General features: G+C 69.3%; 26 protein-coding genes. 22 read left to right on the forward strand and 4 right to left on the reverse strand.

The features are described from left to right. Positions 1–19: 19 nt before the first annotated feature. The 9 genes from K340_RS0108810 (at position 20) to K340_RS37275 (ending at position 8,864) form a co-directional block, all read left to right on the forward strand. On the forward strand, positions 20–1,198 hold the full coding sequence (locus K340_RS0108810; RefSeq protein WP_029136451.1) for an acyl-CoA dehydrogenase family protein: 1,179 nt from the start codon (positions 20–22) through the stop codon (positions 1,196–1,198). A 13-nt stretch (positions 1,199–1,211) separates the two neighbouring features. Further along, on the forward strand, positions 1,212–2,372 hold the full coding sequence (locus K340_RS28550) for an acyl-CoA dehydrogenase family protein (protein WP_161632077.1): 1,161 nt from the start codon (positions 1,212–1,214) through the stop codon (positions 2,370–2,372). Next, a complete protein-coding gene (locus tag K340_RS0108820; RefSeq protein ID WP_161632078.1) occupies positions 2,369–3,613 on the forward strand; it encodes a CaiB/BaiF CoA transferase family protein in 1,245 nt (414 codons plus the stop codon). Before K340_RS28550 ends, K340_RS0108820 begins: the two co-directional genes overlap by 4 nt. A gap of 5 nt (positions 3,614–3,618) precedes the next feature. Next, positions 3,619–4,998 (forward strand): CaiB/BaiF CoA transferase family protein, encoded by a 1,380-nt coding sequence (locus K340_RS0108825; RefSeq protein ID WP_161632079.1) that lies wholly within the window; start codon positions 3,619–3,621, stop codon positions 4,996–4,998. Then, positions 4,982–5,515, forward strand: coding sequence for an FAS1-like dehydratase domain-containing protein (locus K340_RS0108830; RefSeq protein WP_037363566.1), 534 nt, complete (start codon positions 4,982–4,984; stop codon positions 5,513–5,515). Before K340_RS0108825 ends, K340_RS0108830 begins: the two co-directional genes overlap by 17 nt. A gap of 9 nt (positions 5,516–5,524) precedes the next feature. After that, positions 5,525–5,989 carry a MaoC/PaaZ C-terminal domain-containing protein gene (locus K340_RS0108835; protein WP_029136455.1) on the forward strand — a complete coding sequence of 155 codons (465 nt, stop codon included), beginning with the start codon at positions 5,525–5,527 and terminating at the stop codon, positions 5,987–5,989. Positions 5,990–6,024: 35 nt separating this feature from the next. Further along, on the forward strand, positions 6,025–7,242 hold the full coding sequence (locus K340_RS0108840) for a thiolase family protein (RefSeq protein WP_029136456.1): 1,218 nt from the start codon (positions 6,025–6,027) through the stop codon (positions 7,240–7,242). Positions 7,243–7,276: 34 nt separating this feature from the next. Further along, complete coding sequence (locus tag K340_RS0108845) at positions 7,277–7,726, forward strand: Zn-ribbon domain-containing OB-fold protein (protein WP_051265542.1); 450 nt, start codon at positions 7,277–7,279, stop codon at positions 7,724–7,726. A gap of 67 nt (positions 7,727–7,793) precedes the next feature. After that, the gene (locus K340_RS37275; RefSeq protein WP_051265546.1) at positions 7,794–8,864 is read left to right on the forward strand and encodes an amidase; all 1,071 of its coding nucleotides are present in this window, start codon (positions 7,794–7,796) and stop codon (positions 8,862–8,864) included. A gap of 40 nt (positions 8,865–8,904) precedes the next feature. Here K340_RS37275 and K340_RS0108855 read toward each other — a convergent pair whose 3' ends face one another. Beyond that, entirely contained in the window at positions 8,905–9,714 is an 810-nt protein-coding gene (locus K340_RS0108855; RefSeq protein WP_029136458.1) for an enoyl-CoA hydratase/isomerase family protein, read from the reverse strand. 132 nt (positions 9,715–9,846) lie between these two features. Here K340_RS0108855 and K340_RS0108860 point away from each other — a divergent pair, with 132 nt between their 5' ends. From K340_RS0108860 to K340_RS0108920, 13 genes are all read left to right on the forward strand, one after another. Next, positions 9,847–10,710: a CoA transferase subunit A gene (locus tag K340_RS0108860; protein WP_029136459.1), complete on the forward strand. Its 864-nt coding sequence runs from the start codon at positions 9,847–9,849 to the stop codon at positions 10,708–10,710. After that, positions 10,707–11,501, forward strand: coding sequence for a CoA-transferase subunit beta (locus tag K340_RS0108865; RefSeq protein WP_029136460.1), 795 nt, complete (start codon positions 10,707–10,709; stop codon positions 11,499–11,501). The genes K340_RS0108860 and K340_RS0108865 overlap by 4 nt, the downstream gene beginning before the upstream one ends. After that, complete coding sequence (locus K340_RS0108870; protein ID WP_029136461.1) at positions 11,498–12,610, forward strand: NAD(P)H-dependent flavin oxidoreductase; 1,113 nt, start codon at positions 11,498–11,500, stop codon at positions 12,608–12,610. Before K340_RS0108865 ends, K340_RS0108870 begins: the two co-directional genes overlap by 4 nt. Before the next feature lie 34 nt (positions 12,611–12,644). Further along, positions 12,645–13,520, forward strand: a complete 876-nt coding sequence (locus K340_RS0108875) for an SDR family NAD(P)-dependent oxidoreductase (RefSeq protein WP_029136462.1) — start codon at positions 12,645–12,647, stop codon at positions 13,518–13,520. A 16-nt stretch (positions 13,521–13,536) separates the two neighbouring features. Continuing rightward, positions 13,537–14,331, forward strand: coding sequence for an SDR family oxidoreductase (locus tag K340_RS0108880; protein ID WP_029136463.1), 795 nt, complete (start codon positions 13,537–13,539; stop codon positions 14,329–14,331). A 28-nt stretch (positions 14,332–14,359) separates the two neighbouring features. Next, positions 14,360–14,827: an FAS1-like dehydratase domain-containing protein gene (locus K340_RS0108885; protein WP_029136464.1), complete on the forward strand. Its 468-nt coding sequence runs from the start codon at positions 14,360–14,362 to the stop codon at positions 14,825–14,827. Between the two features lie 80 nt (positions 14,828–14,907). Next, a complete protein-coding gene (locus tag K340_RS28560) occupies positions 14,908–15,306 on the forward strand; it encodes a MaoC/PaaZ C-terminal domain-containing protein (RefSeq protein WP_051265695.1) in 399 nt (132 codons plus the stop codon). Beyond that, positions 15,299–16,102, forward strand: coding sequence for an enoyl-CoA hydratase family protein (locus K340_RS28565; RefSeq protein WP_245599505.1), 804 nt, complete (start codon positions 15,299–15,301; stop codon positions 16,100–16,102). Before K340_RS28560 ends, K340_RS28565 begins: the two co-directional genes overlap by 8 nt. 13 nt (positions 16,103–16,115) lie before the next feature. Next, positions 16,116–17,093: an NADPH:quinone oxidoreductase family protein gene (locus K340_RS0108900; protein ID WP_029136465.1), complete on the forward strand. Its 978-nt coding sequence runs from the start codon at positions 16,116–16,118 to the stop codon at positions 17,091–17,093. A gap of 38 nt (positions 17,094–17,131) precedes the next feature. Then, positions 17,132–18,349 (forward strand): acyl-CoA dehydrogenase family protein, encoded by a 1,218-nt coding sequence (locus K340_RS0108905; protein ID WP_029136466.1) that lies wholly within the window; start codon positions 17,132–17,134, stop codon positions 18,347–18,349. Positions 18,350–18,354: 5 nt separating this feature from the next. Beyond that, positions 18,355–19,494, forward strand: a complete 1,140-nt coding sequence (locus tag K340_RS0108910) for an acyl-CoA dehydrogenase family protein (RefSeq protein WP_029136467.1) — start codon at positions 18,355–18,357, stop codon at positions 19,492–19,494. 9 nt (positions 19,495–19,503) lie between these two features. Continuing rightward, positions 19,504–20,514, forward strand: a complete 1,011-nt coding sequence (locus K340_RS0108915; protein ID WP_029136468.1) for an acyl-CoA dehydrogenase — start codon at positions 19,504–19,506, stop codon at positions 20,512–20,514. Between the two features lie 54 nt (positions 20,515–20,568). Next, positions 20,569–21,417, forward strand: coding sequence for an enoyl-CoA hydratase (locus K340_RS0108920; RefSeq protein ID WP_029136469.1), 849 nt, complete (start codon positions 20,569–20,571; stop codon positions 21,415–21,417). 123 nt (positions 21,418–21,540) lie between these two features. Here K340_RS0108920 and K340_RS0108925 read toward each other — a convergent pair whose 3' ends face one another. The 3 genes from K340_RS0108925 to K340_RS28570 form a co-directional block, all read right to left on the reverse strand. Continuing rightward, positions 21,541–22,404, reverse strand: a complete 864-nt coding sequence (locus K340_RS0108925) for a TIGR03619 family F420-dependent LLM class oxidoreductase (RefSeq protein ID WP_029136470.1) — start codon at positions 22,402–22,404, stop codon at positions 21,541–21,543. A gap of 177 nt (positions 22,405–22,581) precedes the next feature. Continuing rightward, positions 22,582–23,523 (reverse strand): lipoprotein, encoded by a 942-nt coding sequence (locus K340_RS0108930; RefSeq protein WP_029136471.1) that lies wholly within the window; start codon positions 23,521–23,523, stop codon positions 22,582–22,584. A gap of 156 nt (positions 23,524–23,679) precedes the next feature. Next, entirely contained in the window at positions 23,680–26,742 is a 3,063-nt protein-coding gene (locus K340_RS28570) for a S8 family serine peptidase (protein ID WP_154674148.1), read from the reverse strand. Positions 26,743–26,865 lie beyond the last annotated feature (123 nt).

Consider the following 26,865-nt stretch of genomic DNA (forward strand, 5'->3'; position numbering starts at 1 on the left):
CAGGATGATGAGGCACCGGATGGACCTTCGACTCGACGACGACCAGCTCGCCTGGCGCGATGAGGTGCGGGCGTTCCTTGCCGAGCAGATGACCGACGCGCTGCGGGCCGAGCTGGCCGAACACCACCTGGATCTGCCGGACGGCGAGGTGGCCGCCTTCCGGCGGGCAATGGGCGAGCGGGGCTGGTTCGGTCTGACCTGGCCGGTCGAGCACGGCGGACTCGGCCTGAGCGCGGTGTACCTGCACCTGCTGGTGACCGAGTTCGAGTACGCCGGTGCGCCGGCGCCGGAGCTCACTGTGACCTCGGTGGCGCCGATGATCATCCGGCACGGCACCGAGCAGAACAAGCGCGAGTTCCTGCCACCCATCGCCCGCGGTGAGTTGCGTTGCGCTGTTGGCTATTCGGAGCCGGACGCCGGTACCGACCTGGCGAGTCTGCGGACCAAGGCGGTGCTGGACGGCGACGAATGGGTGATCAACGGTTCGAAGATCTGGAACAGCATGGCGCAGCGGTCGACCCACGAATGGCTGTGTGTGCGCACCGACCCGAATGCCCCGAAACACCGGGGCATCTCGGTGATCATGGTGCCGATCGATGCGCCCGGCGTGCGGATCCGGCCGATCATCGCCTGGTCCGGGTACCGGACCAACGAGGCGTTCTTCACCGACGTCCGGGTGCCGCGCGGCAACCTCATCGGCGAGGTGAACCAGGGGTGGCGGTACATCACCGCTGCGCTGGACCTGGAACGCGGCGCCCTGACCAACGTCGGTGACCTGCGACATGCGGTGGACGAGCTGATCCGCTGCAGTCGCCAGGTACTGCCCGACGGCACCCGACCGGCCGACGATCCGGTGGTGCGCAACCGGATCGCCCGGCTGGACGCCGATGTCGAGGTGGCCCGGCTGATGGGGTTGCAGGCCGCGGCGATGCTCGATGCCGGCACCATCCCGACGGTGCAGGTGAGCGTGGAGAAGGTCTTCTCCAGCGAGTTGCGGCAGCGGATCGCCGAGCTGGGCACCGAGATCTTCGGCCTCTCGGGCGTGCTCGCCGGAACCGGCCCGGGTGCCGTTGCCGGGGGCCTGTTCGAACAGCTCTACCGGTCGGCGCCGCTGCTGCGGTTCGGTGCCGGCACCAACGAAGTACTCAGGGACGTCATCGCGCAGCGTGGCCATGGGCTACCGAGAGTGGGGCGGTGATCCCGTGCGACCGATGGAAACGACTGAGCAGCACGAACTTCGTGGCATGATCGCCGCGCTGATGCAGGAGAGTTGGTCGACCGCCGACGTCCGGGCGGGTCGGGTCGGCGGGGTTCCCGGGATCACCGCGACCGCCGATGCCGACCGGTCGGGAGTCCGGCGGCTGTGGCGTGCGCTGGCCGACGCCGGGCTGCTCGGACTTGCGCTGCCCGAGGATGTCGGCGGCCAGGGTGCCGGACTCGTCGAGCTGGGCATCCTGTTCACCGAGTGCGGCCGGGCGCTGTGCCCGACCGCGGTGTACTCGACGCTGCTGCTCGCGCTGGCGATCGATCGCTGGGCGGGCGGGGACCATCGTCGTGAGTACCTGCCGCGGCTCGCAGCCGGTGAACTCACCGGCTCCCTGTCGTGTTGGAATCCCTCGGACGCAGCAGATCTGCGGCCGACCCTGGTTGCCGACCGGGTCGGCCGGAGCTGGGTTCTCGACGGCGCGGCACACTTCGTGCCGGACGCCGATCGTGCCGACCTGACGCTGGTGACGGCGCTGGCCCGGGAGTACGGACGCCCGCGGCGCACCCTCGCCCTGCTGGTACCGGCCGGAACCACGGGGGTCAGCACCGAGCCGGTGCAGACCATCGCCGGCGATTCGTTGCACCGGGTTCACTTCGCTGCCGTGGTGGTCGATGACGACGCGGTGCTGCCCGACCCGCAACCCGACCAGCTGGGCTGGTTCGCCCAGGCCGCGGTGGCGTTGCAGTGCATGGAGATGGTCGGTGGCACCGAGGCGGTGCTGGCACGCACGGTCGGCTACGTGGCGCAGCGGGAGCAGTTCGGCCGGGCCATCGGATCGTTCCAGGCCGTTCAGCACCAGGTCGCCGATCTGCGGATCGCCCTTGACGGCGCCCGGCTGGCCGCGGCTGCCGCCGTCGGCTGGCTGGCCGACGGTCGGCCGGCGCCGCGGGAGACCGCAATAGCCAGGCTGCTGTGCAGCCAGGCGTATCAGCGGGCCTGTCTGACGGCGCATCAGTTGCACGGCGGTATGGGCTACGTGCGGGAGACCGACCTGCACCTGTGGTCGGAGCGGGCCAAGGTGACAGCGGTGCTCGGTGGCGGCCCCGACGTGGCCGCCCGATGGCTGGCCGACGAGATCGGGCTGACCTGGGTGAGCCGGCGATGAGCGAACGCCCAGGAGTGCTCGACGGTGTGCGGGTCCTTGACCTGTCCCGGTGGATCGCCGGCGAGTACGCCACCAAGCTGTTCGGCGACTTCGGTGCTCAGGTGATCAAGGTCGAGAAGCCCGGGGAGGGCAGTCACACCCGCCGTTGGGGACCGTTTCCCGGTGATCGGCCCGATCCCGAACGCAGCGCGCTGTTCCTTCATCTGAACACCAACAAGCGCTCGATCGCCCTCGATCTGACCGACCCCGCCGACCGGGAAGTACTACTGCAGTTGGTATCCGGAGCCGACGCGGTGGTCGAGTCGTTCCGACCGGGAGCGTTGGAACGGCTGGATCTCGGGCCTGAGGTGCTACTCCGGCAGAACCCGCGCCTGGTGATCACCAGGATCAGCGCCTTCGGGCAGACCGGCCCGCGGGCCGGGCACGAGGCGACCGGGATCGTGCTGCAGGCCACCGGGGGCCCGATGAACGCCACCGGTGGCGCCGGTCGCCCGCCGCAGCGCAAGCCGGGCAACCTGGAGCACTACACGATCGGCCGGACCGCCGGCGAAGCGACCATGGCCGGGCTGTTCGCCGCCCGCCGCAACGGATCCGGCTCGGTGATCGACGTCTCCGGCCAGGAGGTGTTGCTGTCCGGTGCCGACCGGCGGGCCTCGTACCTGATGTCCCACGCGTTCTCCGGTTGGATTCCGCCGCGCGGCGTGCGCAGCGCGCACCGCTTCGGCACCACCTTCACCGGCCCGTTCCCGGCGGCGGACGGGTACGTGATGCTGTACGTGACCACCAAAGATTTCTGGAACCGGCTGGTGCGGTTGGTCGGCGGCGATGACGAAGCATTCCTGGCCAAGTACCTCGACCGGGAGGCGCTGGGCGAGGATTGGGATGAGTTCGACGCCCACGTGCGCGGCTGGTTCGCCCCTCGAGGGAAGATCGAGATCATGGAGCGCGGTGAGGCCGCCAGGATTCCGATCACCGCCCTGCTGGAGGTACCGGAAGTGTTGGCGCATCCGCATTTCCGCGAGCGCGGCGCGTTCGTCCGGGCGGATCATCCGGTGGCCGGGGCACTGGAATACACCGGGGCGCCGTGGCGGATGGCCGGCGGCTTCGCGCTGCTGCGCACCGCGCCGTTGCTGAACGGCGACGGCGCCGACATCCGGGCCGAACTCGCCGCCGGCTCACCGCCCCCCACCCGGTGGCGCTTATCAACATCGCAGCCGCTTGCCAACTGCGACGAAAGGTGACGGGTGTGACGAAAGTGAACTACTTGGAAAGCGCGCCCGAGCCGCCCCTGACGACGAATTCGGTGGGGACCGATCAGCGCCGACCGGCGGCGGAGCTGCCGCTGGCGGGGATCAGGGTGGTCGACCTGACAGTGGTCTGGTCCGGTCCCGGTGCCACCGCGCTGCTCGGTGACCTCGGTGCCGAGGTGATCCGATTGGAGGGCAACAACCGGATGAGTCGTCAGGCCTCCGCCCGCGTCACCCGGGAATCGTTCCGGGCCAGCGGATATCACGGCGGGACCTATCCCGACCGCACCCCGGAGCCGCGGCCCTACGACCGGACCGCGCTGTTTGCCTGGCACGCCCGCAACAAGCTGTCCGCCTGCTGCAATCTGGAAACCCCTGAGGGCCGACAGGCCGCGCTGGACCTGCTGGCCGTCAGCGATGTGCTGGTGGAGAACAACTCCAACGGCACCCTGGAGAAGCTGGGGCTCGGACACGAACTGCTGCTGCAGCACAACCCGCGGCTGGTGATCGCCAGGATGCCGCCGATGGGAATGACCGGCCCGATGAGCAACTACCTCGGCTACGGACCGAATTTCAACTCGCTGGTCGGCATCGCCGCGATGGACGGCTACGAAGGTGAGCCACCGGACTCTGCCGGGGAGAACTACCACATGGACGAGGCTGCGCCGGCCGGACTGGCCTTCGCCGTCCTCGCCGCCCTGTGGGACCGGGAGAACACCGGCAGTGGCGGACTGATCGAGTTCTCCCAGGCCGAAGCGGTGATGGCCGAGGTCGGGGAATTCGTCATCGACGCCCAGCTGAACGATCGGGCGCCGGCCATCCGCGGCAACACCGATCCGCACCTGCTGCAGGACGTCTTCGAGACGGCGCGGGACGACCGTTGGGTGGTGCTGTCGATCCGCGACGACCGGGACTGGGCGGCGCTGACCGACGCGATGGCCGGGCTCGGCGAACCGGACCCGGCCGATCGGAGGGTGCTGACGGACGGGAACAGCGCCGAAGGGCGTCGGCTGCACTCCCGCCGGCTGCGGGACGAGATCGCCCGCTGGGTCCGCACCAGGACGGCAGATCAGGTTGTCGAGCAGCTGCAGGCTGTCGGAGTGCCGGCCGGCGAGGTGATGGCGGAGGATCGGCTGCTCGCCGACGAGCACCTGGCCGCCCGCGAGTGGTTCGTCAGCCGTAGTCATCCGGCCGTCGGCCGTCACCGCTTCCCGGGACATCCCTGGCGGGCCGACGGTTTCGACCTGGCATTCGGCCGGCCGTTGCCTTCGTTCGGCGAGGACAACGACTACGTGTACACCGAGGTGCTCGGCTACCCGGCCGAGCGGTACCAGGATCTGAAACGACGAAAGTTGGTGACCGATGAGCAGTTTGCCTGAGCCGAGCGAGGATTCCCGGGACGTCGAGCCACTGATCCCGGCCGAGATGGCCGCCAGGATCGGCGAAGTGGTGGCCAGCCGGACGGCCGTGGTTGAGGTCAAGGAGTTCCAGCGGTGGGCGGCGTCCGTCAAGGACCGGAACCCGCTGTACTTCGACGCCGAGGTGGCGCGGGCCAACGGCCACCCGGATGTGCCGATGCCGCCGATGTTCCTGCAGCAGGTGGCGCTCGGCGTCGCCGACCTCGACCAGTTGCGGCCGGACGGCACCGCCGGCACCGGCAACGGGAACCTGTCGTTCCCGCTCTGCCCGCGCCGGATGGCCGGCGGCGAGAACCACACCTTCCTGCTGTCGGTGTACGGCGGCGACGTCATCACCCAGGAACGCCGGATCGACAGCATCGTCGAGAAATCCGGCCGCTCGGGCAGGTTCGTCCTGGTGACCTGGAAGACCACTTACACCAACCAACGCGACGAGTTGGTGGCCGAGTCCACCAGCTCGATGATCGCCCGACCCTGAGAGCCGGACATGACCAGCACACCACCGCAGGTGCACTTCGATGACGTCAACGTCGGCGACGAGATCCCCACCCTGACCGTGACCGTCGACCCGACCCAGATGTTCTTCTTCAGCGCGGCCACCTACAACGGGCACCGCATCCACTACGACCGACAGTGGGCGAAGGAGGTCGAGGGTTACCCCGACATCGTGGTGCAGGGGCCGCTGCAGGCGGCGCTGCTGGCCAGGGCCGTCACCGACTGGATCGGCAGTGCGGGGACCCTGGTCAACTACGCCGTACAGAACCGGGCCAGCGCCTTCCCGGGTGACGAACTGCGGTTCCGCGGTGTCGTCACCGCGGTCCGAGCCGAAATCGGGGCCGATACCGCCGGCCCCGCAACAGGTCTGGTCGATCTGGAGATCACCGGGCTCAAGGGTGACGGACAGGTCTTGATGCCGGGTACGGCGACGGTCCGACTGCCGCGTCGAGGCTGACCGGTTCGCCACCGTTACAGATGTGGAGGAAACCTATGGGACTCAAGGGAGAAGCCGCGATCGTCGGCTTCGTCGAGCTCCCCGCCGAGCGCCGAACCACCCGTCCGCCGATGACCATGCTGGACCAGTGGGCGAGTCTGGCGGCAGCGGCGATCGCCGATGCGGGCCTGCCCGCCGGCCGGGTGAACGGCTTGGTCGCCTCGGGCCTGGCCGAGTCCGACAAACTGGTGCCGGCGACCCTGGCCGAATATCTCGGTCTACCGATCAACTTCGGTGAGGTGGTCGATCTCGGCGGGGCGAGTGCGGCCGGGATGATCTGGCGGGCCGCCGCGGCGATCGAACTGGGTGTCTGTGACGCGGTGCTGGCCGTGCTGCCGGATTCGCAGAACGTGCCCAGATCCGGTCGAGCGGGCAACGTCGCGAACGGATTCTCGTCCGGTCCCGGCTGGCTCGGCGCCTCCAGCGGCAACTACGGATCACCGCAGGCGGAATTCGAGATCCCTTACGGGAACGTGGGTCAGAACGGTCCCTATGCGCAGATCGCCCGACGTTACGCGGCGGAGTTCGGCTACGACCCGCGGGCCACCGCGAAGATCGCCGCCGATCAACGGCAGAACGCCTGCGCCACCGTTGGCGCGGTCTTCGCCGGTAAGCCGATCACCATCGACGACGTGCTGGCCAGCCCGATGATCGCCGACCCGCTGCACATGCTGGAGATGGTGATGCGCTGCCACGGCGGCAACGGGGTACTCATCGCGAACGCCGAGCTGGCCGGCCGGTCGAAGCACCGACCGGTCTGGATCAAGGGATTCGGCGAACACGTCGAGTTCAAGACCCCTACCTACGCACCGGATCTGCTGCGCACCCCGATCGCGGCCGCCGCCGATCAGGCGTTCGGAATGGCCGGGATCGAGCGGTCCGACATCGACATGGCCTCGATCTACGACTGCTACACCATCACCGTGCTGATGAGCCTGGAGGACGCCGGGTTCTGCGAAAAAGGGACCGGCATGCGCTGGGTCACCGAGCGCGACCTGACCTACGCCGGCGACTTCCCGGTGAACACCGCCGGCGGCCAACTGTCCTACGGTCAGGTGGGGATGGCCGGTGGCATGCACCATGTCTGCGACGCCACCCGGCAGATCATGGGCCGGGCCGGCCGTGCCCAGGTGGCCGACTGCGACATCGCCTTCGTCAGCGGCAACGGCGGAATCATGAGCGAGCAGGTCGCACTCATCCTGCAGGGACAATGAGGAATCATCGGAACGGCCGCAGCGAGGAGTCGCCATGACCGACACCGCAGCGCACACCGCCATCGAGCGCGAGCGCGAGCCCAAGCCGCTGCCGGACCCGACGCCGGTCTCCCGGCCGTTCTGGGACGCCCTTGCCTCCCACCGGATCCGGATCCAGTACTCGCCCTCCGGCGGCGAGTACGTCTTCTATCCACGACTGCTGGCACCCGGCACGCTGGCCGACGATCTGCAGTGGCGCGAGATCTCCGGCGCCGGGACGCTCTACACCTACACCGTCGCCGACCGGCCGACTGCGCCGCCGTGGGCCGATGCGGTGCCGCAGCTGCTGGCGATCGTGCAGTGGGACGAGGGGCCGCGGCTGTCCACCGAACTGGTCGACGTCGACCCGGCGGAGCTGAGCGTCGGGATGCGGGTACGGCCGGTGTTCTGCGACCAGCCTGGGGGCGTCACCTTGCTGCGCTACCAGCCGGATCCCGGTCGCTGACGGTGGTCACGATGGCGAACACCCGCTGGTCCATGGCCGGACTGCGGCGCGCCCGGCTCCCGTCGACATGACCCCCGGCAGCGACGTGTTCACGCGTCGGTACCCGGCTCCGGATGCCGGGCTGCTGGTCGCGGTGAAGGACAACTTCGACATGGCCGGTGAGATCACCGGCGCCGGCTGCCGGGCCGTGATGGAGTCGGCGGCCCCCGCGCCGGCCGACGCCGCCTGCCTGGCCGGTGTCCGCCGGGCACAGGCATCCGGCACCGCGCAGATCATCGGCCGTACCGTCATGGACGAACTGGCTGCCGGTGCGACCGGGATCAATCCCTGGACCGGGACTCCGCAGAATCCTCGGTATCCCGGCCGCATCCCGGGCGGCTCGTCATCAGGGTCGGCAGTGGCCGTCGCCACCGGGTCGGCCGACATCGGGTTCGGGACCGACACCGGCGGTTCGGTCCGGATACCTGCCGCCTGCTGCGGGATCGCCGGCCTGAAGACGAGTATCGGTCGGGTCCCCACCGACGGCGTCCATCCGTTGAGCCAGACGTTGGACGTCGTGGGGGTGATGGCGCGTACGAGCTCCGACCTGGCAGCCGGAATGGCGTTGCTGGAGCCCGGGTTCTCGATCCCGGCCGCGGGCAGCCGTTCTGTTGGCCGGATCCGATTGAGCGGCAATGATCGCTGGATCGACGCGGCCGTCGACGATGCGCTCGCTGCGTCCGGGATGGTGGTGCGCGACGTCGAGCTCGACGACTGGTCGGCCGCACACGAGGCGACCTACACCATCCTCATCACCGAGGCATGGCACAACCATCAGCACCTGCTGGCCGCGCACCCGGACGGCGTGAGTCCGCTCCTCACGGCGCAATTGGTGGCCGGCGGCCGGATTTCGTCATCCGAGGTAGGGCGGGCGCACCGGTTCCGGCGGTACTGGATCGCCCGGCTCAACCGCCTGCTGGAGGAGGTCGACCTGCTCTGCGTTCCGACCCTGTCCACCGCGCCCGCGTTGCTCGACGATGCGGAGACCATCGACTGGGGCACCTTCGCCCGCACCATGCCGGTCAACCTGGCGGGTTCCCCGCGCTGGCCATGCCGGTACCCGTGGTCGGCACGGACCTCCCGGCATCGCTACAGCTGATCGGCGGTGCCGGCGCCGAAGGGCTGCTGCTGCGGACGGCTCAGCAGATCGAAGACGCCACCACCGGGTCGGCCCATCGGGGCTGACGCTTCTCCACGAAGGCGGCGGCGCCCTCGGCGGCGTCCGGTCCGGCCAGCAGTCGCTCGGTGGCCGCCCGGTTCGCCGCCCGTCGCTCGTCGACACCGTCGGTGAGCGAGCGGTACATCAGCTCCTTGGTCGCTGCCACCGCGGCCGGCGAGTGGCCGGCGATCCGCTCCGCCAGTTCGACGGCGGCCGGCAGCACCTGCTCGGCCGGCAGGACCCGGTTCACCAGGCCCAACTGCAGCGCCCGTTGGGCGGTCAGCGGTTCGCCGGCCAGGCCGATCTCCAGCGCCACTGCGAGTGGCAGCTGCAGCGGGAGGTCGGTGCCGCCCTCGCTGGCGGCGATGCCGCGGCTCACCTCCGGCAGCGCGAACACCGCGTGCTCGGCCGCCACCCGCAGGTCGCAGGCCAGCACCAGCTCGAACCCGCCGCCGATCGCGGCGCCGTTCACGGCCGCGATCACCGGTGTGCCGAACCGGCCGTCCCGCAGCAGATTCACCGGCCTGGTGGCCAGCTCCGGCAGTCCGTCGGTGGCCAGCGCCTTGAGGTCGAGTCCGGCGCTGAATGCCTTGTCGCCGGTCGCGGTCAGCACGATCGCGCGCACCGACGGGTCGGCGCCGAGCACCGTCAAATGCTCGAACAGCGCATGCAGGGTGGCGCCGTCGAGGGCGTTACGGACGTGCGGGCGGTCGATCGTCAGCACGGCGACGGCGCCGTGCCGGTCCTCGGTCACCGTCCGTGGCGACGGGGATATCGATTGTTGGGCCATCGGGACTCCTCGGGTCACGGCGGGGCGATCGTCACACTCGTACACCTTGACGCCGCTCCCACGCCTGCTACCGTACCAACCAAGCGCTTGCTACGTCTGGCAACAAGAGCACGAGAACGGGGAACGTGGATCATGGTCGATAAGACAATCGGCGCCGCTGAGGTGATCTCCCGGCTCGAGTCCGGGATGACCATCGGCATCGGCGGTTGGGGCTCCCGGCGCAAACCGATGTCGCTGGTACGGGAGATCCTGCGCTCCGATCTCAAGGATCTGACGGTCGTCTCCTACGGCGGGCCCGACGTCGGACTCCTGTGCGCGGCCGGCAAGGTCAAGAAGGTGGTCTTCGGCTTCGTCTCGCTGGACTCGATCGCCCTCGACCCGCACTTCCGGGCCGCTCGGCAGTCCGGGGCCATCGAGGTCGCCGAGTACGACGAGGGCATGCTCCAGTGGGGCCTGTACGCCGCCGGCATCAAACTCCCGTTCCTGCCGACCCGGGCCGGTCTCGGCTCCGACGTCATGAAGTACAACCCGGACCTGCGGACGGTTGCCGACCCCTATGGTGGCGACACCACCGTCGCGATGCCGGCGATCCACCTGGACGCGGCGCTGGTGCACATGAACCGGGCCGACCAGCACGGTAACGCCCAGTTCCTCGGACCGGACCCGTACTTCGATGATCTGTATTGCATGGCCGCCGACCAGGCGTTCGTCTCGTGCGAGAAGATCGTGCCCACCGCCGAGCTCACCGAGAACCACCATCCGGCGACGCTGCGGATCAACCGGGTCGTCGTCAGCGGCGTTGTCGAGGCGCCCGGCGGCGCGCACTTCACCTCCTGCGTTCCCGACTACGAGCGGGACGAGCAGTTCCAGCGGGAGTATGTGAAGGCCGCCGGTGACGCCGAAACGTGGCGGGAGTTCGAGCGGAAGTACCTGGCTGTGCCAGAGTCCGAGTATCAGGCCGCCGTGTCGGCGCGCCATGAGGAGGTGTCGGCATGACCAGCACGACGACGTCCGCGCCGGAATCCACCACCGATGCTCCGGCCACCCGCGCCGAGGTGTGCGTGGCGGCCGCGGCCGATCTGTTCCGGGACAACGGCGAGATGATCGCCAGCGCCTTCGGCACCATTCCGGCGATCGGCGTCCGGCTGGCCCGCGAGACCTTCTCGCCGGACCTGCTGATCTCCGACGGGGAGGCCTACATGCTGCGGGGCACCAACCCGGTCGGCAAGAAGCCGCAGGGCGACGTCGAAGCCTGGACGCCGTTCCGCACCATCTTCGACCTGGTCTGGTACGGCAAGCGGCACGTGGTGATGATCCCGTCGCAGGTCGATGCGTACGCCAACACCAACATCTCCGCGATCGGTGAGTACAGCAAGCCGAAGGTGCAGCTGCTGGGCGTCCGCGGCGGACCGGGCAACACGGTCAGCCACCCCACCAGCTACTGGGTGCCCAAGCACTCGAGCCGGGTGTTCGTGCCGAACGTCGACATGGTGTCCGGCGTCGGCAACGATCGGGCGGCCGAGGCCGGCCCGGCGGCCCAGCGTTACCACGACCTGCGGGGGGTGCTGACGAACCTCGCGGTCCTCGACTTCGCCGATGACGGCCGGCTGCGGCTGGCCTCGGTCCACCCGGGGGTGACGGTGGAGCAGGTGCAGCAGGCCACCGGCTTCGACCTGGTGATCGACGGTGACGTCCCCGAGACCCGGCAGCCGACCGCCGAGGAGCTGAGGCTGATCCGCGAGGTGCTGGATCCGAAGGGCTTGCGGGACAAGGAAGTATCCGGGTGACCGGGCAGGCGGTGCCGGCGGGCGTTGTCGGCGACCTCCCGGACGCGTTGCGCACCAGGGCGTGTGAGCTCTTCGGTGTGCAATACCCGATCGTGCAGACCGGCATGGGATACGTCTCCGACGCGGCGCTCACCACGGCCACGGCGAATGCCGGCGGGCTCGGCATCCTGTCGGCCGGGCTGCTGTCCTACGGCGAGTTGGTGGCGGCGATCGACAAGATCAAGGCCGGCACCGACAAGCCGTTCGGGGTGAACATCCGCGCCGACCAGTCCGATGTCGAGAAGCGGATCGACCTGCTCATCTCCGCGGAGGTCAAGGTCGCGTCGTTCGCCTTGGCGCCCAAGGAGAAGCTGATCGCCAAGTGCAAGGACGCCGGCCTGGTCGTCGTCCCCTCGATCGGTGCCCGGCGGCACGCCGAGAAGGTGGCGGGCTGGGGCGCCGACGCGGTGATCGTGCAGGGCGGCGAGGGCGGCGGGCACACCGGTGGGGTGCCGACCAGCCTGCTGCTGCCGCAGGTGGTCGACGCCGTCGACATTCCGGTGATCGGCGCCGGCGGCTTCTTCGACGGGCGCGGCCTGGTGGCCGCGCTGGCCTACGGCGCGGCCGGTATCGCGATGGGTACCAGGTTCCTGCTGACCAGCGACTCGCCGGTGGCCGACGCGGTCAAACAGGTCTACCTGTCCAAGACGGTCAACGACACAGTGCTGACCGTCGAGGTCGACGGGGTACCGCAGCGGGTGCTGCGGGCCGGCACCGTCGACAAGTTGGAATCCAGCAGCAAACCGGGACGTCTGATCAGGGCCGCCCGCAATGCCGTTGCGTTCCACCGGATCTCGGACGTCAGCTGGAAGGGCATGATCTCCGAGGGCCTGGCCATGCGGAAGAACCAGGGCCTGACCTGGAGCCAGATGGTGATGGCCGCCAATGCCCCCATGCTCTACCGGTCGGCCCTGCTCGAGGGCCGGACCGACGTCGGGGTGATGGCCACCGGACAGGTGGTCGGGCTGATCGACGACATCCCGAGCTGCGCCGAACTGATCAATCGCATCATCGCCGAGGCCACCGCCGTGCTCGGACGGCTGACGCCGGCCTCCGGCGCACACCACTGACCTGCCGCAGGGCAACGAAACAGGAGGAACCACCGTGAGTTCGCTGAACGACAGGGTCGTCGTGGTGACCGGCGCCGGCCGCGGCATGGGGCGTGAACACGCCCTACTGGCGGCCGCCGAGGGCGCCGCGGTCGTGGTGAACGACAACGGCTCGGCCGCCGATGGCACCGGCGCCGACCCGAGCCTTGCCGCAGCGGTGGTCGACGAGATCGTGGCCGCCGGCGGCAAGGCCGTTGCCCACGTCGGTGACGCAGCGGAGACCGGTGTCGCTCACGAGCTGCTCGACCTCGCGGTCGCCCAGTTCGGCGCCGTGACCGGCCTGGTGAACAACGCCGGCATCTTGCGGGACAAGATGTTCGTGAACATGAGCGAACAGGACTGGGACGCGGTGATCCGTGGCCAGCTCCGGGCCACGTTCGCCCCGAGTCGGGTGTTCAGCGAATACTGGCGCACCGAGTCGAAGGCCGGCCGGCAGCCGGCCGCCTCGATCGTGAACATGCCGTCGACCTCCGGCCTGATCGGCGCGGTCGGTCAGACCAACTACGGCGCCGCCAAGGCGGCGATCGCCTCGCTCACCGTGATTCTCGCCCAGGAGCTGGGTCGCTACGGGGTGCGGGTCAACGGGGTGACGCCGGTCGCCAGGACCCGGATGACGGAGAACCTGCCCAAGATCGGTGAACTGGTCGCGGCGCCGGCCGACCCCGACGAGTTCGACGTCTACCACCCGGGCAACGTCTCGCCACTGGTCGCCTGGTTGTTGACGGCCGACTGCCCGGTGACCGGTGAGGTGTACTACGCCAAGGGCGGCGAAATTCGTCGGTTCGCGCCGTGGAGCTACGACTGGACCATTGACCACGGCCGCCGTTGGACGGTCGCCGAGATCGACGAGGAGCTGCGAAATCGTGTCTGACGCAACCGCCGGCAACCTGCCGGCAGATCCGCGGGTCGCCAGTAAGTGGGCCGGACCGGCACACGGTCTGCTGGTCGGCCGCACCGTGCTGGTGACCGCCGCCGCCGGCACCGGCATCGGCTACTCGACGGCCCGCCGGTGCGCCGAGGAGGGCGCGACGATCGCGATCAGCGACCGGCACGAGCGCCGGCTCGGCGAAGCCGCCGACCGGCTGGCCGAGCTGACCGGTACCCGGCCGCTGGCCGTTCCCTGTGACGTGACCGACCAGGGCCAGGTCGACAACTTGATGGACACCGTCGCCGGTGAGCTCGGCGGGATCGACGTACTGGTGAACAACGCCGGGCTGGGCGGCACCGCCCCGGTCGACGAGATGACCGATGAGCAGTGGGACTCGGTGCTGGCGGTGACGCTGACGTCGACGTTCAAGACGACTCGCTCGGTGCTGCGGCACATGATCCCGGCGGGCCGCGGGGTGATCATCAACAATGCCTCGGTGATCGGCTGGCGTGCCCAGGCGGGACAGGCCCACTACGCCGCCGCGAAGGCCGGAGTGATGGCGCTGACCCGGTGCACCGCGCTGGACGTTGCGCCGCACGGGATCCGGGTGAACGCCGTTTCGCCGAGCATCGCCATGCACGCCCACCTGGCCAAGGTGACGACCGACGACCTGCTCGCCGAACTGTCGGCCAGGGAGGCGTTCGGCCGGCCGGCCGAGCCCTGGGAGATCGCGAACGTGATGGTCTTCCTGGCCAGTGACTACTCGTCGTACATGACCGGCGAAGTCGTGTCCGTCAGCAGCCAGCACCCGTAACCCTGAGGTCAACCCGAAAGGAGGCCTGATGGCCAACCCCGATTCCCTCGGCAACGAGGGCACCGACTTCCGGATGGACATCGAACGCGGCAAGATCCGCGAGTTCGCCCGGGCCACCGGGTCGGAGAACCCGGCCTACCTGGGCACCGAGAACCCGGTGAGCCCACCGACTTTCCTGACGACAACGTTCTTCTGGCACGATGGCGACTCCAACCCGTGGCCGACGGTGGAACTCGACCAGCAGCGTGGCCTGCACGCCGAGCAGGAGTACACCTTCTTCGGGCCACCGCCGCGGGCCGGACAGAAGCTGACCTGCCGGTCGCGGATCAGCGACTACTTCACCAAGCAAGGCCGCCGCGGCGGCGAGATGACCTTCGTGGTGATGACCACCGACTTCCACGACGAGGACGGAAAGCTGGTGGCCCAGGCCAAGATGACCGGCGTCGAGACTGCTCGGCCACCGGCCGAGGATGCGACCTCAGGGGAGGATTCGTGAGCGACCAGACCGTGAGCCCTGAGACCGCGGACCCCGCCGCTTCGGCGGAGTTCGCCGTTCCGTCGGCACCGGCGGCGTGGGTGGTCGGCCCGGCGACCCGCACCGACTTCGTTCGCTACCAGGGCGCCTCGGGCGACATGAACCCGATCCACCACGACGAGGAGTTCGCCAAGGGCGCCGGCTTCCCGACGCCGTTCGCCGTCGGCATGTGGCAGGCAAGCCTGCTGGGCACGTACGCCACCGACTGGCTCGGCGCCGAGAACGTGCGCAACTTCCGGATCCGCTTCCTCGAGCAGGTCTGGCCCGGCGACACCCTCACCTGCAGTGGTGAAGTCACCAAGCAGTACCTGCAGGATGGTGAGCGGCGCGTCGACGTCGAGCTGACCTGCCTGCGGCAGACCGGCGGCAAGGCCGTCACCGTCTGGGCGACCTTCGTCGTCCCGGAGCCCGGTACCGATCAGGAGAACTCCCATGGCTGATGGCCCCGACATGATCACCACGACTGTGCTTGCGAACGGCGTCGCCGAGATCGTGATGGACAATCCACCGGTCAACGCGCTGCCGGTCGCCGGTTGGTTCGCGCTGGCGGCGGCGCTGGACGCCGCGGGAGCAAACCCGGATGTCCGCGCGGTGGTGTTGCGCGCCGAGGGCCGCGGATTCAATGCCGGGGTCGACATCAAGGAGATGCAGCGCACCGACGGGTTCACCGCGCTGCTCGGCGCGAACCACGGCTGCTACGCCGCCTTCAAGGCCGTCTACGAGTGTCCGGTGCCGGTTGTCGTTGCGGTGAACGGCTTCTGCCTCGGGGGCGGAATCGGCCTGTCCGGTAACGCCGACGTGATCGTCGCCGCCGACGATGCCACCTTCGGGCTGCCAGAGGTCGAGCGGGGTGCCCTCGGCGCCGCTACCCACCTTTCCCGACTGGTGCCGCAACATCGGATGCGCGCCATGGTCTATACCGCCGCCACCATCACCGCCCAGGAACTGCACGCCTACGGCTCGGTGCATTCTGTGGTGCCGCAGGCGGAGCTGCGCGACACCGCGCTGGCGGTGGCCGGCAACATCGCCGAAAAGGACCCGACGGTGATCCGCGCGGCCAAGGCGTCGCTCAACGGCATCGACCCGGTGGATGTGAATCGCAGCTACCGCTTCGAGCAGGGCTTCACCTTCGAGCTGAACCTGGCCGGCGTCGCCGACCGGATCCGCGACGAATTCGCCGGCACCAGCAAGGCCGTCACGGGTCAGGCGGACACCGGCGAACAGCCCGACAACTGATGGGCGCAACCCGATGAAAGCCATGCAGTGCCGCACGCTTGGCGGCCCGGAGAACCTGACCGAAACCGTGTTGACCGACCCGGTCGCCGGCGACGGTGAGGTGGTGGTCGACGTGCAGGCGGCCGGGGTCAATTTCCCGGACGGCCTGATCGTCGCCGGTACCTACCAGACCAGACACGAGCCGCCGTTCGTTCCCGGTTGCGAGGTCGCCGGCACCGTCCGGACAATCGGAGCGGGGGTCACCGGCCTCACGCCGGGCGACCGGGTCACCGCCTTCTGCGGCCTCGGCGGCTATGCCGAGCAGGTCGCGGTCGCCGCGACCAAGGTGCACCGGATCCCCGATGAGCTCGACATCGTCGACGCTGCAACGGTTCCCGTTGTGTACGGCACCTCGTACCACGGCCTGGTGGACCGGGCGAACCTGCAGCCGGGCGAGACCCTGCTGGTGCTCGGCGCCTCCGGCGGCGTCGGGCTCACCGCTGTCCAGATCGGTAAGGCGCTGGGCGCCAGGGTGATCGCCGCCGCCTCGTCGCCGGAGAAGCTGCAATTGGCAGCCGACCACCGCGCCGACGAACTGATCGACTACCGCGCGCAGGACCTCGCGGCCCGGTTGAGGGAGCTGGCGCCGAAAGGTGTCGACGTGGTGTACGACCCGGTCGGGGGTGACGCAGCGCAGGCCGCGGTGAAGTCGCTGGCCTGGGGCGGCCGGTTCCTGACCGTCGGCTACGCCTCGGGGGACATCCCCCGGGTGGGTCTCAACCGTTTGTTGCTCAAGGAGGGCGCCGCCCTTGGTGTGCTCTGGGGGGCGTGGGCCGGGCGCGAACCCGAAGCCAACTCCGCCAACATGTCCCGCCTGTTCGAGCTGTTCACCGCCGGCAGCCTGCGGCCGGTGGTCAGTCGCAGCTATCCATTGGCCGATGCATCAGCGGCGCTGGCCGCGGTGATGGGCCGTGCGGCTCTCGGCAAGATCGCCCTGCGGATCGAGGAATAGTGAATCAGCAAGCAGCGGGCACGACACCCGACGCAGTGATGGATCTCGGCCCCGGTGAGCGGACCCTGGAGGTTCTCGCCGAGCTCGAGGATTTCATGCAGACGCATGTCTACCCGGCCGAGCCGGTGTATGCCGAGCAGTTGGAGGCCGCCGGGCCACGCAGCCATGTGCTGCCGCCGGTGGTCGAAGAGCTCAAGGTCGAGGCCCGACGGCGCGGTCTGTGGAACCTGTTCCTGCCGAGCATCTCGGGTCTGACCAACCTGCAGTACAGCTACATCGCCGAGGTCACCGGTCGCTCGCCGTACCTGGCGCCGGAAGCGCTGAATTGCTCGGCGCCGTCCACCGGGAACATGGAGTTGCTGCACCTGTTCGGCACCGACGAGCAGAAGAAGCGCTGGCTGGAACCGCTGCTGGACGGCCGTACCCGTTCCGGCTTCTCGATGACCGAACCCGATGTCGCGTCCTCCGACGCCCGCAACATCCGCACCTCGATCGTCCGGGACGGCGACGAGTATGTGATCAACGGGCGCAAGTGGTGGACCACCGGTTCCGCCGACCCTCGCTGCGAGATCCTCGTGGTGATGGGCAAATCGGATCCGAACGCCGACACCTACCGGCAGCAGTCGATGATCCTGGTCCCGATCGACACCCCCGGCGTCGAGATCATCCGGTCGCTGCCGATCTTCGGCTACCACGACCAACAGGGGCACTGCGAGATCAGCTACACCGACGTGCGGGTCCCGGTCGGCAATCTGCTCGGCGGCGAGGGCGAAGGCTTCGCGATCGCCCAGGCCCGGTTGGGCCCCGGCCGGATCCACCACGCCATGCGCTGCATCGGGATGGCCGAGCGCGGCCTGGAACTGATGGTCAAGCGGGTGATGAGCCGGGAGGCGTTCGGCGGCCCGATCTCCGATCAGGGTGTGGTCAGGACCTGGATCGCCGAATCCAGGATGGAGATCGAGCAGGCCAGGCTGTTGGTCCTGAAGACCGCCTGGATGATCGACCGGGTCGGGCCCAAGGGTGCGGCCACCGAGATCGCCGCGATCAAGGTGGTGGCGCCCAGGGTGGCACGGACGGTCCTTGACCGCTCGATCCAGGCGCACGGCGGCGGGGGCGTCACCGACGACTTCCCGATCGCCCGGATGTGGGCCAGCGCCAGGATTCTCGGCATCGCCGATGGGCCGGACGAAGTCCACATCCGATCCGTGGCGCGCGAACAGCTGCGCCGCTACCGGCCGGCCAGGACGGAAGGCTGACGCGGATGGACCTGAGCTGGAGCGATTCCGAGCAGGCCTTCAGGGCCGAAGCCAGGGACTGGCTCGCCGGGCATGTTCCTGCCCGGCCGCTGCCGTCCGGTGACACCGCTGAGGGTTTCGCGGCGCACCTGGAGTGGGAGCGGGCGCTGCACGCGGACCGCTGGTCGGTGGTGTCGTGGCCGGAGGCCTATGGCGGGCGGGACGCCTCGCTCTGGGAATGGTTGATCTTCGAGGAGGAGTACTACCGGGCCGGGGCTCCGCAGCGGGTCACCCAGAACGGCATCTTCCTGTTGGCTCCCACCCTCTTCGCCTTCGGCAGCCGGCAGCAGCAGGACACCTTGTTGCCGAGAATGGCGGCCGCGCAGGACTTGTGGTGCCAGGGCTGGTCGGAGCCGGGTGCCGGCAGCGATCTCGCCGGGATCCGCAGTGCGGCGGTCCGGGACGAGCAGGCCGGCGGTTGGCGGCTGTCGGGACAGAAGACCTGGACCACTCGCGGCGCGTTCTGCACGCACCTGTTCGGGCTGTTCCGCACCGATCCGCAGGCGCAGCGCCACCACGGGCTGACGTACTTCCTGGTTCCGTTGGACACCGAGGGCGTCACCGTCCGCGGCTTCGATCGGTTGGACGGCGACGAGGGGTTCGCCGAGGTCTTCTTCACTGACGCGTTCGTCCCGGACAGCGCGGTGCTCGGCGGGTTGAACGAGGGCTGGAAGGTGGCGATGGCGACTACCGGGTCCGAGCGTGGCCTGACGCTGCGGTCGCCCGGCCGGTTCCTGCAGGCGGCCGACCGGCTGGTCGAGCTGGCGGCATCGAATCCGGAGTCGAGCACCCCGGTACTGACCGATCGGGTAGTTCGCAGCTGGATGCAGGCGCAGGCCTACCAGCAGTTCACCCTGGCGCAGGTCACCGACATCGTCGAGGAACGTCCGACCGGTGCGCGTTCCAGTCTGAACAAGGTCTACTGGTCCGAGCTCGACATCGAGTTGCACGAGACCGCGATGGAGCTGCTCGGACCCGATGCCCAGCTGGACTCAGACTGGTCCCGTGGCTTCCAGTTCTCGTTGGCCGGGCCGATCTATGCGGGTACCAACGAGATTCAGCGCAATATCATCGCCGAGCGCGTGCTCGGCCTGCCGAGGAAGTAAGCCAAGGACATGCGCTTCGCACTGACGACCGAGCAGCAGGAACTGCACCAGGTGGTGGCGCAGTTGCTGGGCGATGCCTGTACCCCCGACGTGGTGCGGGCCGGAACCGGCTCCCCGCAGGCGGATCGGCTGTATGCCGGGCTGGTCGACCTGGGCGCCACCGGGCTGTTGGTCGACGAGGAGGCCGGTGGCCTCGGGTTGGACGAGAACTACCTGGTTCCGGTCCTGGTCGAGATCGGCCGGGCCGCGGCACCGCTACCGTTGGTCGACACCCTTGCGGTGGCACCAGGTCTGCTGTCGGCCACCGGTCGGGCCGAGGACGTGCTCGCTGGAACCGTCTGCGTGGCAGCGGATCCGGTCGGCAACGGACTGGTTCGATTCGGCAGCCGGGCCGATCTACTGCTGCAGGGCGGCTGGGGTGGCTCCGGCGTCATCCGGGTCGTCGACCTGGCCGGCGCGCAACGGGAGCCCCAGGCGGCCGTCGACCCGGCCGCCGATCTGCAGCGGATCAGCTTCGGCACCATCATCGCCGAGATCGACGACCCCGCCCTGGTGCGGACCGCGTGGTTGCGAGGGGTGCTCGGGTCGGCGGCCGAGCTGGTCGGGTTGTCCCGCCGGATGCTCGACCTGACGGTCGGATACGTGAAGGAACGTCAGCAGTTCGGGGTGCCGATCGGCAGTTTCCAGGCCGTCAAGCATCACTTGGCGTCGGCGTTGCTCGCCGTCGAGTTCGCCGCCCCGACGGTGTCCGCGGCCGGCTATGCCCTGGCCACCGGCGACGAGCAGGCATCGGTGGCGGTAGCAACGGCGAAGGCGCTGGCCTCGGACGCCGCGGTGCAGGTGGCCAGGGCAACGCTGCAATGTCACGGTGCGATCGCCTATACCACCGAGTACGACTGGCAGCTGTTCGCCAAGCGGGCCTGGGCGGTGGCGGCGCAGTGGGGGACGGCCGCCTGGCATCGTGATGCGGTGGCCAGAGCGCTCGGCCTGCCGGCCAGCGGAACATCGCCTGCACACTGATTGTCTGCCAGTCATCCAGCCGGCCGTCGTCGAACCAGCAACGAGGAGAACCCGATGAGCGAGACCGAGAACGAGGTCGTCACCTACGAAGTGCGTGGCGCGGTTGCGGTGGTCACGATGAACCGGCCCGAGTACCGCAATGCCCAGAATTCCGCGATGACCTATGCCCTCGACGAGGCCTTCTACCGGGCCAACGCCGACGACGAGGTGAAGGTGATCGTGCTGGCCGGCTCCGGTAAGCACTTCTCCGCCGGGCACGACATCGGTACGCCGGGCCGGGACATCGACTCCTCGTTCGAGCGTAAGGCCGGGCTGTGGTGGGACCACGTCGGCAAGGAGGGCGTCGACAGCCGGTTCGCCCGCGAATCGGAGGTGTACCTGGGGATGTGCCGGCGCTGGCGGGAGATGCCCAAGCCGATGATCGCGATGGTGCAGGGAGCCTGCATCGCCGGCGCGCTGATGCTGGCCTGGTGTTCCGATTTGATCGTGGCGTCCGACGATGCGTTCTTCGCCGATCCCGTTGTCCGGATGGGGATCCCGGGCGTCGAGTACTTCGCCCATCCCTGGGTGATGGGTCCGCGGTTCGCCAAGGAGTTCCTGTTCACCGGCGACCGGATGCCGGCCGATCGGGCGCTGGCGATCGGGATGGTGAACCGGGTGGTCCCGCGTGACGAGCTGGAGTCCGAGACTTTCGCCCTCGCCGACCGGATCGCGCAGATGCCGCGGTTGGGGTTGGCGCTGACCAAGAAGGCCGTCAATCAGGCCGAGGATCTGATGGGCCTGCGTACCGGGATGGACTCGGTGTTCGGGCTGCACCACGCCGCGCACGCCCACAACGCCGAGGTCGGTGCCGACTCACTGGCCGGTCAGACCGCCAAATCCATGCGCGATTCCGCCACCTGACCCCACCCCGCACGCTTATCAACATCGCAGGCGCTTGCGAAATCGACTACTTCTGTCACACCCGTCCCAGATCGGCCACGTTCGTAAGCGCCTGCGAAGTTGATAAGCGCCGAGGCGGGGGGTTCAGCTGGACCAAGCGGCGTCGGGAAGCAACTCCTTGAGTGCGGTCGCCTGCTCTACCCAGTGCTCGACGTTGTCGGCCCGCAGGGCGACATTCAGCACGGTGGCTCCGGCTTCGCGGTGCCGGCCGGCGAGATCGATGGTGCGCTCGGCCTCCCGGGTCGGGTCCAGAGGCGGCAGCGGCAGGATGACGTCGAAGCCGTCGGGGCTGACGCCTCGTGCCAGCAGCTCGGCCACCCGGTCGGGGCTCAGTCCGAACGGCGCCCAGCCGGTGGCCAGTTCCCGCGCCCGGCGCAGGGACCGCGGCGTGTAGCCGCCGATCCAGAGCGGCACCTCCGTCCGGGGTGCGTGCGGGTCGACGACGAAGTCGTCGAACTCGAAGTGCGGCCCGCGATAACTCGGGGTCTCCCGGCCCCACGAGGCGCGCAGCGCGGCGATCGCATCGTCGGCGATGGCCCCGCGGTTGGCGAAATCCTTGCCCAGCAAGGCGAATTCGGCGGCTCCGCTGCCGACGCCGAGGCCGAGAATCACCCGGCCGCCGGAGAGTCGGTCGAGCGTGCCGTAGCTCTTGGCGATGTCCAGTGGGTGGTGGTAGCCCAGCACCAGCACGTGGGTTGCCAGGGCGATCCGCTCGGTCTTCGCGGCCAGAAAACCCAGGGTTGCCAACGGATCCCAGTAGGTGCCGCCGCCCTTGGCGGCGATCGCGGTCGGCACCGCGGTGTGCTCGCTGCAGGTCAGGTGGTGATAGCCGAGCCGGTCCGCGGCTTGTGCGATCGTGACGATCTCGGCAGTTCCGGCGCCGACCTCCCATGGGCTGAACTGGCCGGTCGGCCGGAACACGACGGGGGATAGGACGCCGATGCGCATCTTCGGAGCCTAGCAAGCGCTTGGTCGACGCGCATTCATGTGCCATCGCCCGCGCGCTCCGCCACGAGCATGGCCCCGGAAAACACCGACGCGGCGTGCAGGCCTGCTCGCTCAGCGTTGGCGGTAGGCGCTGCGCGGGGACGGATGTTGCGCACGAGCACGCTGCGCTTCGGACGCTCAGCCGACCGGGTGGTCTGCCAGCGCCGCCAGTCGGGTACCGACGTCCAGATCCGCCGACCAGGCCGTTCCGTTGACCGGATCGACCAGTCGGCCGCAGCCGCCGAGTTCGAGAAGGGCGAACACCCCGCCGCCGGCGTCGTCGAGCCGGTACGGCGGTGTCGGCGTCCGAAGGAACATCAGCCAGTCGACCGGCGGCACGTCCAGGACGTCATCGGGTGTGTCGCACCGCAGCGACCCGACCTGCGCGGCGGTCGGCCACCCGGCGGCGACGACGCCGGCCGGCTGCAGGCCGGCGGCGACCAACGGGCCCTCCTGGTCCGGGGTACCGCGATAGCGGCACACGCTGACCGATCCGGACCCGGGGACCGGCGGCAGCTTCGCCAGCCCCGGGATCGTTTCCGACTGCCAGACGGCCGGGCTCTTGGCGGTGGCGCCACAGTTGGTGGTGACCTCCAGTTCCGAACGCACTTGGGTGCCACGGGTTTCGGTCGTGATCGAGGTCGCGACGTCGAGTGCGTCCAGAACCTCGTGGCGTGGATGGCAGCCGTCGCCCGGCACGCCCGGTCGGATCCGCGATCCGTCGGCCAGGGTCAGCACGAATCCGGGCACCATGACCAACATCGCGGTGCAGGCATCGGCGGTCCCGGAGGCGTCGGGCAGTCGCAGGGCGGTGACCAGCGCCGGGATCTTCTCGGCCGGCACCGCCCGGACCACCGTGAAGTCCCACGAGCCCTTGCCCTTGACGTACTTCTCGGTCGTGCCACAGACAACCGCAGCGGTGACGTCGGCTGTCGGTCCGAGCGGCGTCAGTTCCGCGGGCTGCGCAACGCCGTCGCAGACGCCCTGCTGTTGGATGTCGGACGGCTGGTAGGCGCCGGGTGCCCGGCTGCACCCGGCAACCAGCACGAGGAGCAGCGCTGCGATCAGTGAACGCCTCATGCCCACCTCCGGTCCCGGTCGTTCAGATGACGTCATGGTCGCCTCACCGGGTTGCACCGAAATGGTACGGACCGGAAGGGACCGGGGGGGGCACCAGCAACACAGCGGCGGCCAGGCCCGAAGGCCTGGCCGCCGCTGTGCTTCGTCAGCCGTACCTCAGCCGACGTTGATAAACGTCCGGCTGGTGGTGCCGCTCGCCGACAGCGCCGCCCAGCCCCAGTACCGCTGGGTCGGGTCCAGCCCGGAGAACGTCACCGGGATGGTGACCGGTGCACCCTGGGCGCCGGTCGTCGTTGTCGCCGGGACGGAGGCGTTGCCGACCGGGGTGTTCTGGTCGACGAACCACCAGTTCACGGTGTACGGAGAGGAGTTGCCGACCGAGGCGGCGAACCCGTAGACCGTGCAGGTGAACGTGTATCCGACCGGCATACCGCTGACCGTGACCGTCTCGTCCGCGGTGCTGCCACCGCTGGAGGCGAATCCGCAATCCAGGTCGATGTCGTCGGCCGGCAGGCCGTGCGTCTCGAACCGGAAGGTGTACGGGCCGCCGGTGGCCGGCGCCTTCAGCGGGTAGGCGACGCTGTCCGCGCCGCCGGTGCCGGGCACGGCAACCTCGCCGCTCACCGTCGTCGAACCGACCAGACCCCTGATGGTGCCGGCGATCTGCTGGTTGTCGGCACCCGGTGTCACGGTGATGCCCACCGTTCCACTGGCGGCCGCGGGAGCCGTCACTCCGGCCGGTGCGGCGAAGGCCACCGGCCGGACCGCGATCGGGCTGCGGACCGAATGGTGAGAGCTGGACCAGGTCAGGAATCCGGTGGAGAAGATGGCCAGCGGCGCGGTGGTCCGGGCGAAGGTGATGGTGAACTTCGCCGTGGCGCCCCGCTTCACCTTCAGCACCGACGGCGTCACCGTGACGGTGAATCCGGCGACACCGGAGACGTGCGCCCGGTAGGTCTCGGTGCCGTTCCCGACGTTGGTGACGGTACGGGTCACCGTCTGTGTGCCGGCCAGGTCACCGACCGCGATCGACGCCTGGTTGAGATCGCTGGCGTCCAGCGGAGCGCCTGCGGGACAACCGTTGCAGCCCTGCCCGCGCAGGAACGCCCACCAGTCGTCGGCCCCGGAGTTGTAGACCAGGCCGGGGTCGCCGGCCCGGTTCGGCTGGGTGTAGCCGGCGCCCTGGTCGAACGGACTGGTGGTGCCGCCCTTGGTGTCGACCGCGGAGGTCATGATCGCGGACTTCACCATCATCGGCGTCCACTTCGGGTGCAGATCCAGCAGCAACGCACCGATGCCGGCGATGTGCGGCGAGGCCATCGAGGTGCCGGACAGGTAGTCGTAGCTCCGGCCGAAGTTCACCCCTGGCGCGGACGCCGCCAGCACGTCGACCCCGGGGGCGGCGATGTCCGGCTTGATGATGTCGCCGTTACCGCGGAGCGACGGTCCACGGGAGGAGAACTCGATGATCCGCGGAAAAACCGTTGTGCTGCCGGTGTTCACCCCGGCCTGGATCTCCGCCGTGGCGCCGGCGCTGCGGGCGTAGGCGTGGATGGCGTCGTATTTCGCCTGGTTGTCGAACTCCAGGTGCACGGTCGGCACGAAGTGGTAATCGCCGTTGGTCCCGGCGTTGGACGGGTTCAGCAGGATCATCCCGACACCGCCGGCCTGCTGGACCACGTAACTCTTCTCGGTCCTGGCGTTGACGCCACGGTCGCACAGCACGATCTTGCCGGCCACCTTGGCCGGGTCGAGGCTGTCCGGGAAGCACAGGTTGGCATCCGAGTCGGCGGCGCCGGCGGCCTTGGCGGCCAACGACTCCACCAACGGGGTTGACGGCAAACCTGGCGTGGTCGACGCACCGATGTACTTCTGGCCGTTGCCCATCACCACGGTCGACTCGTTCACCGTGTAGGTCGCCGCCGCGGTGGTGGTCAGCCACGGGCTCGGATGGTCCAGCGTCGAGGTGCCCGGTCCGGAGTTGCCGGCCGAGACCGCGACGAAGACGCCGGCCTGCGCCGCGTACATGAAGGCGATCTCGTTGGCGCCGAAGTACGTGCTCTCGGTGGTGGAGCCGATCGAGTAGTTGATGACGTCGACACCGTCGGCGACGGCCGCCTCGGTGGCGGCGACCGTGTCGATCCCGGAGCAGCCGTCGGCCGCGACGCCGACCTTGCCGTTCCAGCAGGCCTTGTACATCGCGATGCTGGCGGCCGGCGCGATCCCGGAGACCTTCCCGAGGTCGTTGCCGTCCGGCATCACCGCTTCCGGGCCGAAGTTACCGGCTGCGGTGGACGAGGTGTGCGATCCGTGCCCGTCACCATCCCGCGGCGAGAGGTAGTCCTCGCCGACCCTGGCCCGGCCGAAACCGTCGACGAAGTACTTGGCGCCGATCAGCTTGTCGCTGCACTCGGCGACCGGGAACGAGTTGTCCTCGCCGGCCACGCAGGAGCCCTTCCAGCCCTGGGGCGCGACTTGGTCCTTCTTCTTCTTGGCCATCGGATCGAAGGACTCGCTCTCCGGCCAGATGCCGGTGTCGATCACCCCGACGATCACCCCCGAACCGGCCTTCTTGGAACCGCCCAACTCGTCCCACAGACCGTGCTTGCTCTCCAGCCCCAGCGCCTGGCTGGTCCGCAGTACGTCGGCGCTGCTGCCCTGGCCGCCGCCGTGGCCGCCGCCCTTGCTGCCGCCCGATCCCTTGCCCCAGCCCTTGCCGTGGTTCGGCTCGGCCGGCAGCGAATCCGGCTTCAGCAGTACGTCTTTGGTGACCTTGACGATGCCGGGCTGCTGGCTCAGCTGCTGTGCCTGCCGGCCGGTCAGCTGGGCCGCGAATCCCGGATAGACGGTGCTGAACTCGTAGATGGCCTTCGGATTACCGACCTTGGCCCGGGCCTGGGCGCCCTTGGCGCGCAAGTAGCCGGCGTACCGCTGCGCGTTGGCCGATTTGGTGTCGACCTTCGCCCCGGCAGCGGGTTCGGTCTTCGCATACCCGGGGACGTGACCGTCGTAGGCGGCGACCGGCTGGGCGGCCAGCTGCACGATGTAGGTACCGTCGGTGAAGGTCTGAACGCTGCCCAGATCGTCCTGTGGTGAGGGATTCGGGGCTGTCTCTGCCGCGGCGGGGGTGACGCCGAGCACGGTCGCGAAGGTCAGTGCCATCGCGGACAGCGCAGCCAGGGAGCGGGTTCGCCGCCTGGCGCGAGCGGAGTGGGTCAAGTGCTACTCCTTGGGCCGGGCCGGACGCCTCGTTGCGTCCAGCTGGGAAGTGCGAACAACCGGGACTGTGCGAGCGAGCACAGCTGTGCACACCCAAACCGAGCAGGTGCCCGGTCGTCAACG

Source organism: Nakamurella lactea DSM 19367 (assembly GCF_000426645.1).
Taxonomy (GTDB): Bacteria; Actinomycetota; Actinomycetes; order Mycobacteriales; family Nakamurellaceae; genus Nakamurella; species Nakamurella lactea.

Bases quoted from the DNA above. Each gene is read 5' to 3' on its own strand.
- K340_RS0108810 (WP_029136451.1), top strand. From the start codon at position 20: ATGGACCTTCGACTCGACGACGACCAGCTCGCCTGGCGCGATGAGGTG.
- K340_RS28550 (WP_161632077.1), top strand. From the start codon at position 1,212: ATGGAAACGACTGAGCAGCACGAACTTCGTGGCATGATCGCCGCGCTG.
- K340_RS0108820 (WP_161632078.1), top strand. From the start codon at position 2,369: ATGAGCGAACGCCCAGGAGTGCTCGACGGTGTGCGGGTCCTTGACCTG.
- K340_RS0108830 (WP_037363566.1), top strand. From the start codon at position 4,982: ATGAGCAGTTTGCCTGAGCCGAGCGAGGATTCCCGGGACGTCGAGCCA.
- K340_RS0108835 (WP_029136455.1), top strand. From the start codon at position 5,525: ATGACCAGCACACCACCGCAGGTGCACTTCGATGACGTCAACGTCGGC.
- K340_RS0108840 (WP_029136456.1), top strand. From the start codon at position 6,025: ATGGGACTCAAGGGAGAAGCCGCGATCGTCGGCTTCGTCGAGCTCCCC.
- K340_RS0108845 (WP_051265542.1), top strand. From the start codon at position 7,277: ATGACCGACACCGCAGCGCACACCGCCATCGAGCGCGAGCGCGAGCCC.
- K340_RS37275 (WP_051265546.1), top strand. From the start codon at position 7,794: ATGACCCCCGGCAGCGACGTGTTCACGCGTCGGTACCCGGCTCCGGAT.
- K340_RS0108855 (WP_029136458.1), bottom strand. From the start codon at position 9,714: ATGGCCCAACAATCGATATCCCCGTCGCCACGGACGGTGACCGAGGAC.
- K340_RS0108860 (WP_029136459.1), top strand. From the start codon at position 9,847: ATGGTCGATAAGACAATCGGCGCCGCTGAGGTGATCTCCCGGCTCGAG.
- K340_RS0108865 (WP_029136460.1), top strand. From the start codon at position 10,707: ATGACCAGCACGACGACGTCCGCGCCGGAATCCACCACCGATGCTCCG.
- K340_RS0108885 (WP_029136464.1), top strand. From the start codon at position 14,360: ATGGCCAACCCCGATTCCCTCGGCAACGAGGGCACCGACTTCCGGATG.
- K340_RS28565 (WP_245599505.1), top strand. From the start codon at position 15,299: ATGGCTGATGGCCCCGACATGATCACCACGACTGTGCTTGCGAACGGC.
- K340_RS0108900 (WP_029136465.1), top strand. From the start codon at position 16,116: ATGAAAGCCATGCAGTGCCGCACGCTTGGCGGCCCGGAGAACCTGACC.
- K340_RS0108905 (WP_029136466.1), top strand. From the start codon at position 17,132: ATGGATCTCGGCCCCGGTGAGCGGACCCTGGAGGTTCTCGCCGAGCTC.
- K340_RS0108910 (WP_029136467.1), top strand. From the start codon at position 18,355: ATGGACCTGAGCTGGAGCGATTCCGAGCAGGCCTTCAGGGCCGAAGCC.
- K340_RS0108915 (WP_029136468.1), top strand. From the start codon at position 19,504: ATGCGCTTCGCACTGACGACCGAGCAGCAGGAACTGCACCAGGTGGTG.
- K340_RS0108920 (WP_029136469.1), top strand. From the start codon at position 20,569: ATGAGCGAGACCGAGAACGAGGTCGTCACCTACGAAGTGCGTGGCGCG.
- K340_RS0108925 (WP_029136470.1), bottom strand. From the start codon at position 22,404: ATGCGCATCGGCGTCCTATCCCCCGTCGTGTTCCGGCCGACCGGCCAG.
- K340_RS0108930 (WP_029136471.1), bottom strand. From the start codon at position 23,523: ATGAGGCGTTCACTGATCGCAGCGCTGCTCCTCGTGCTGGTTGCCGGG.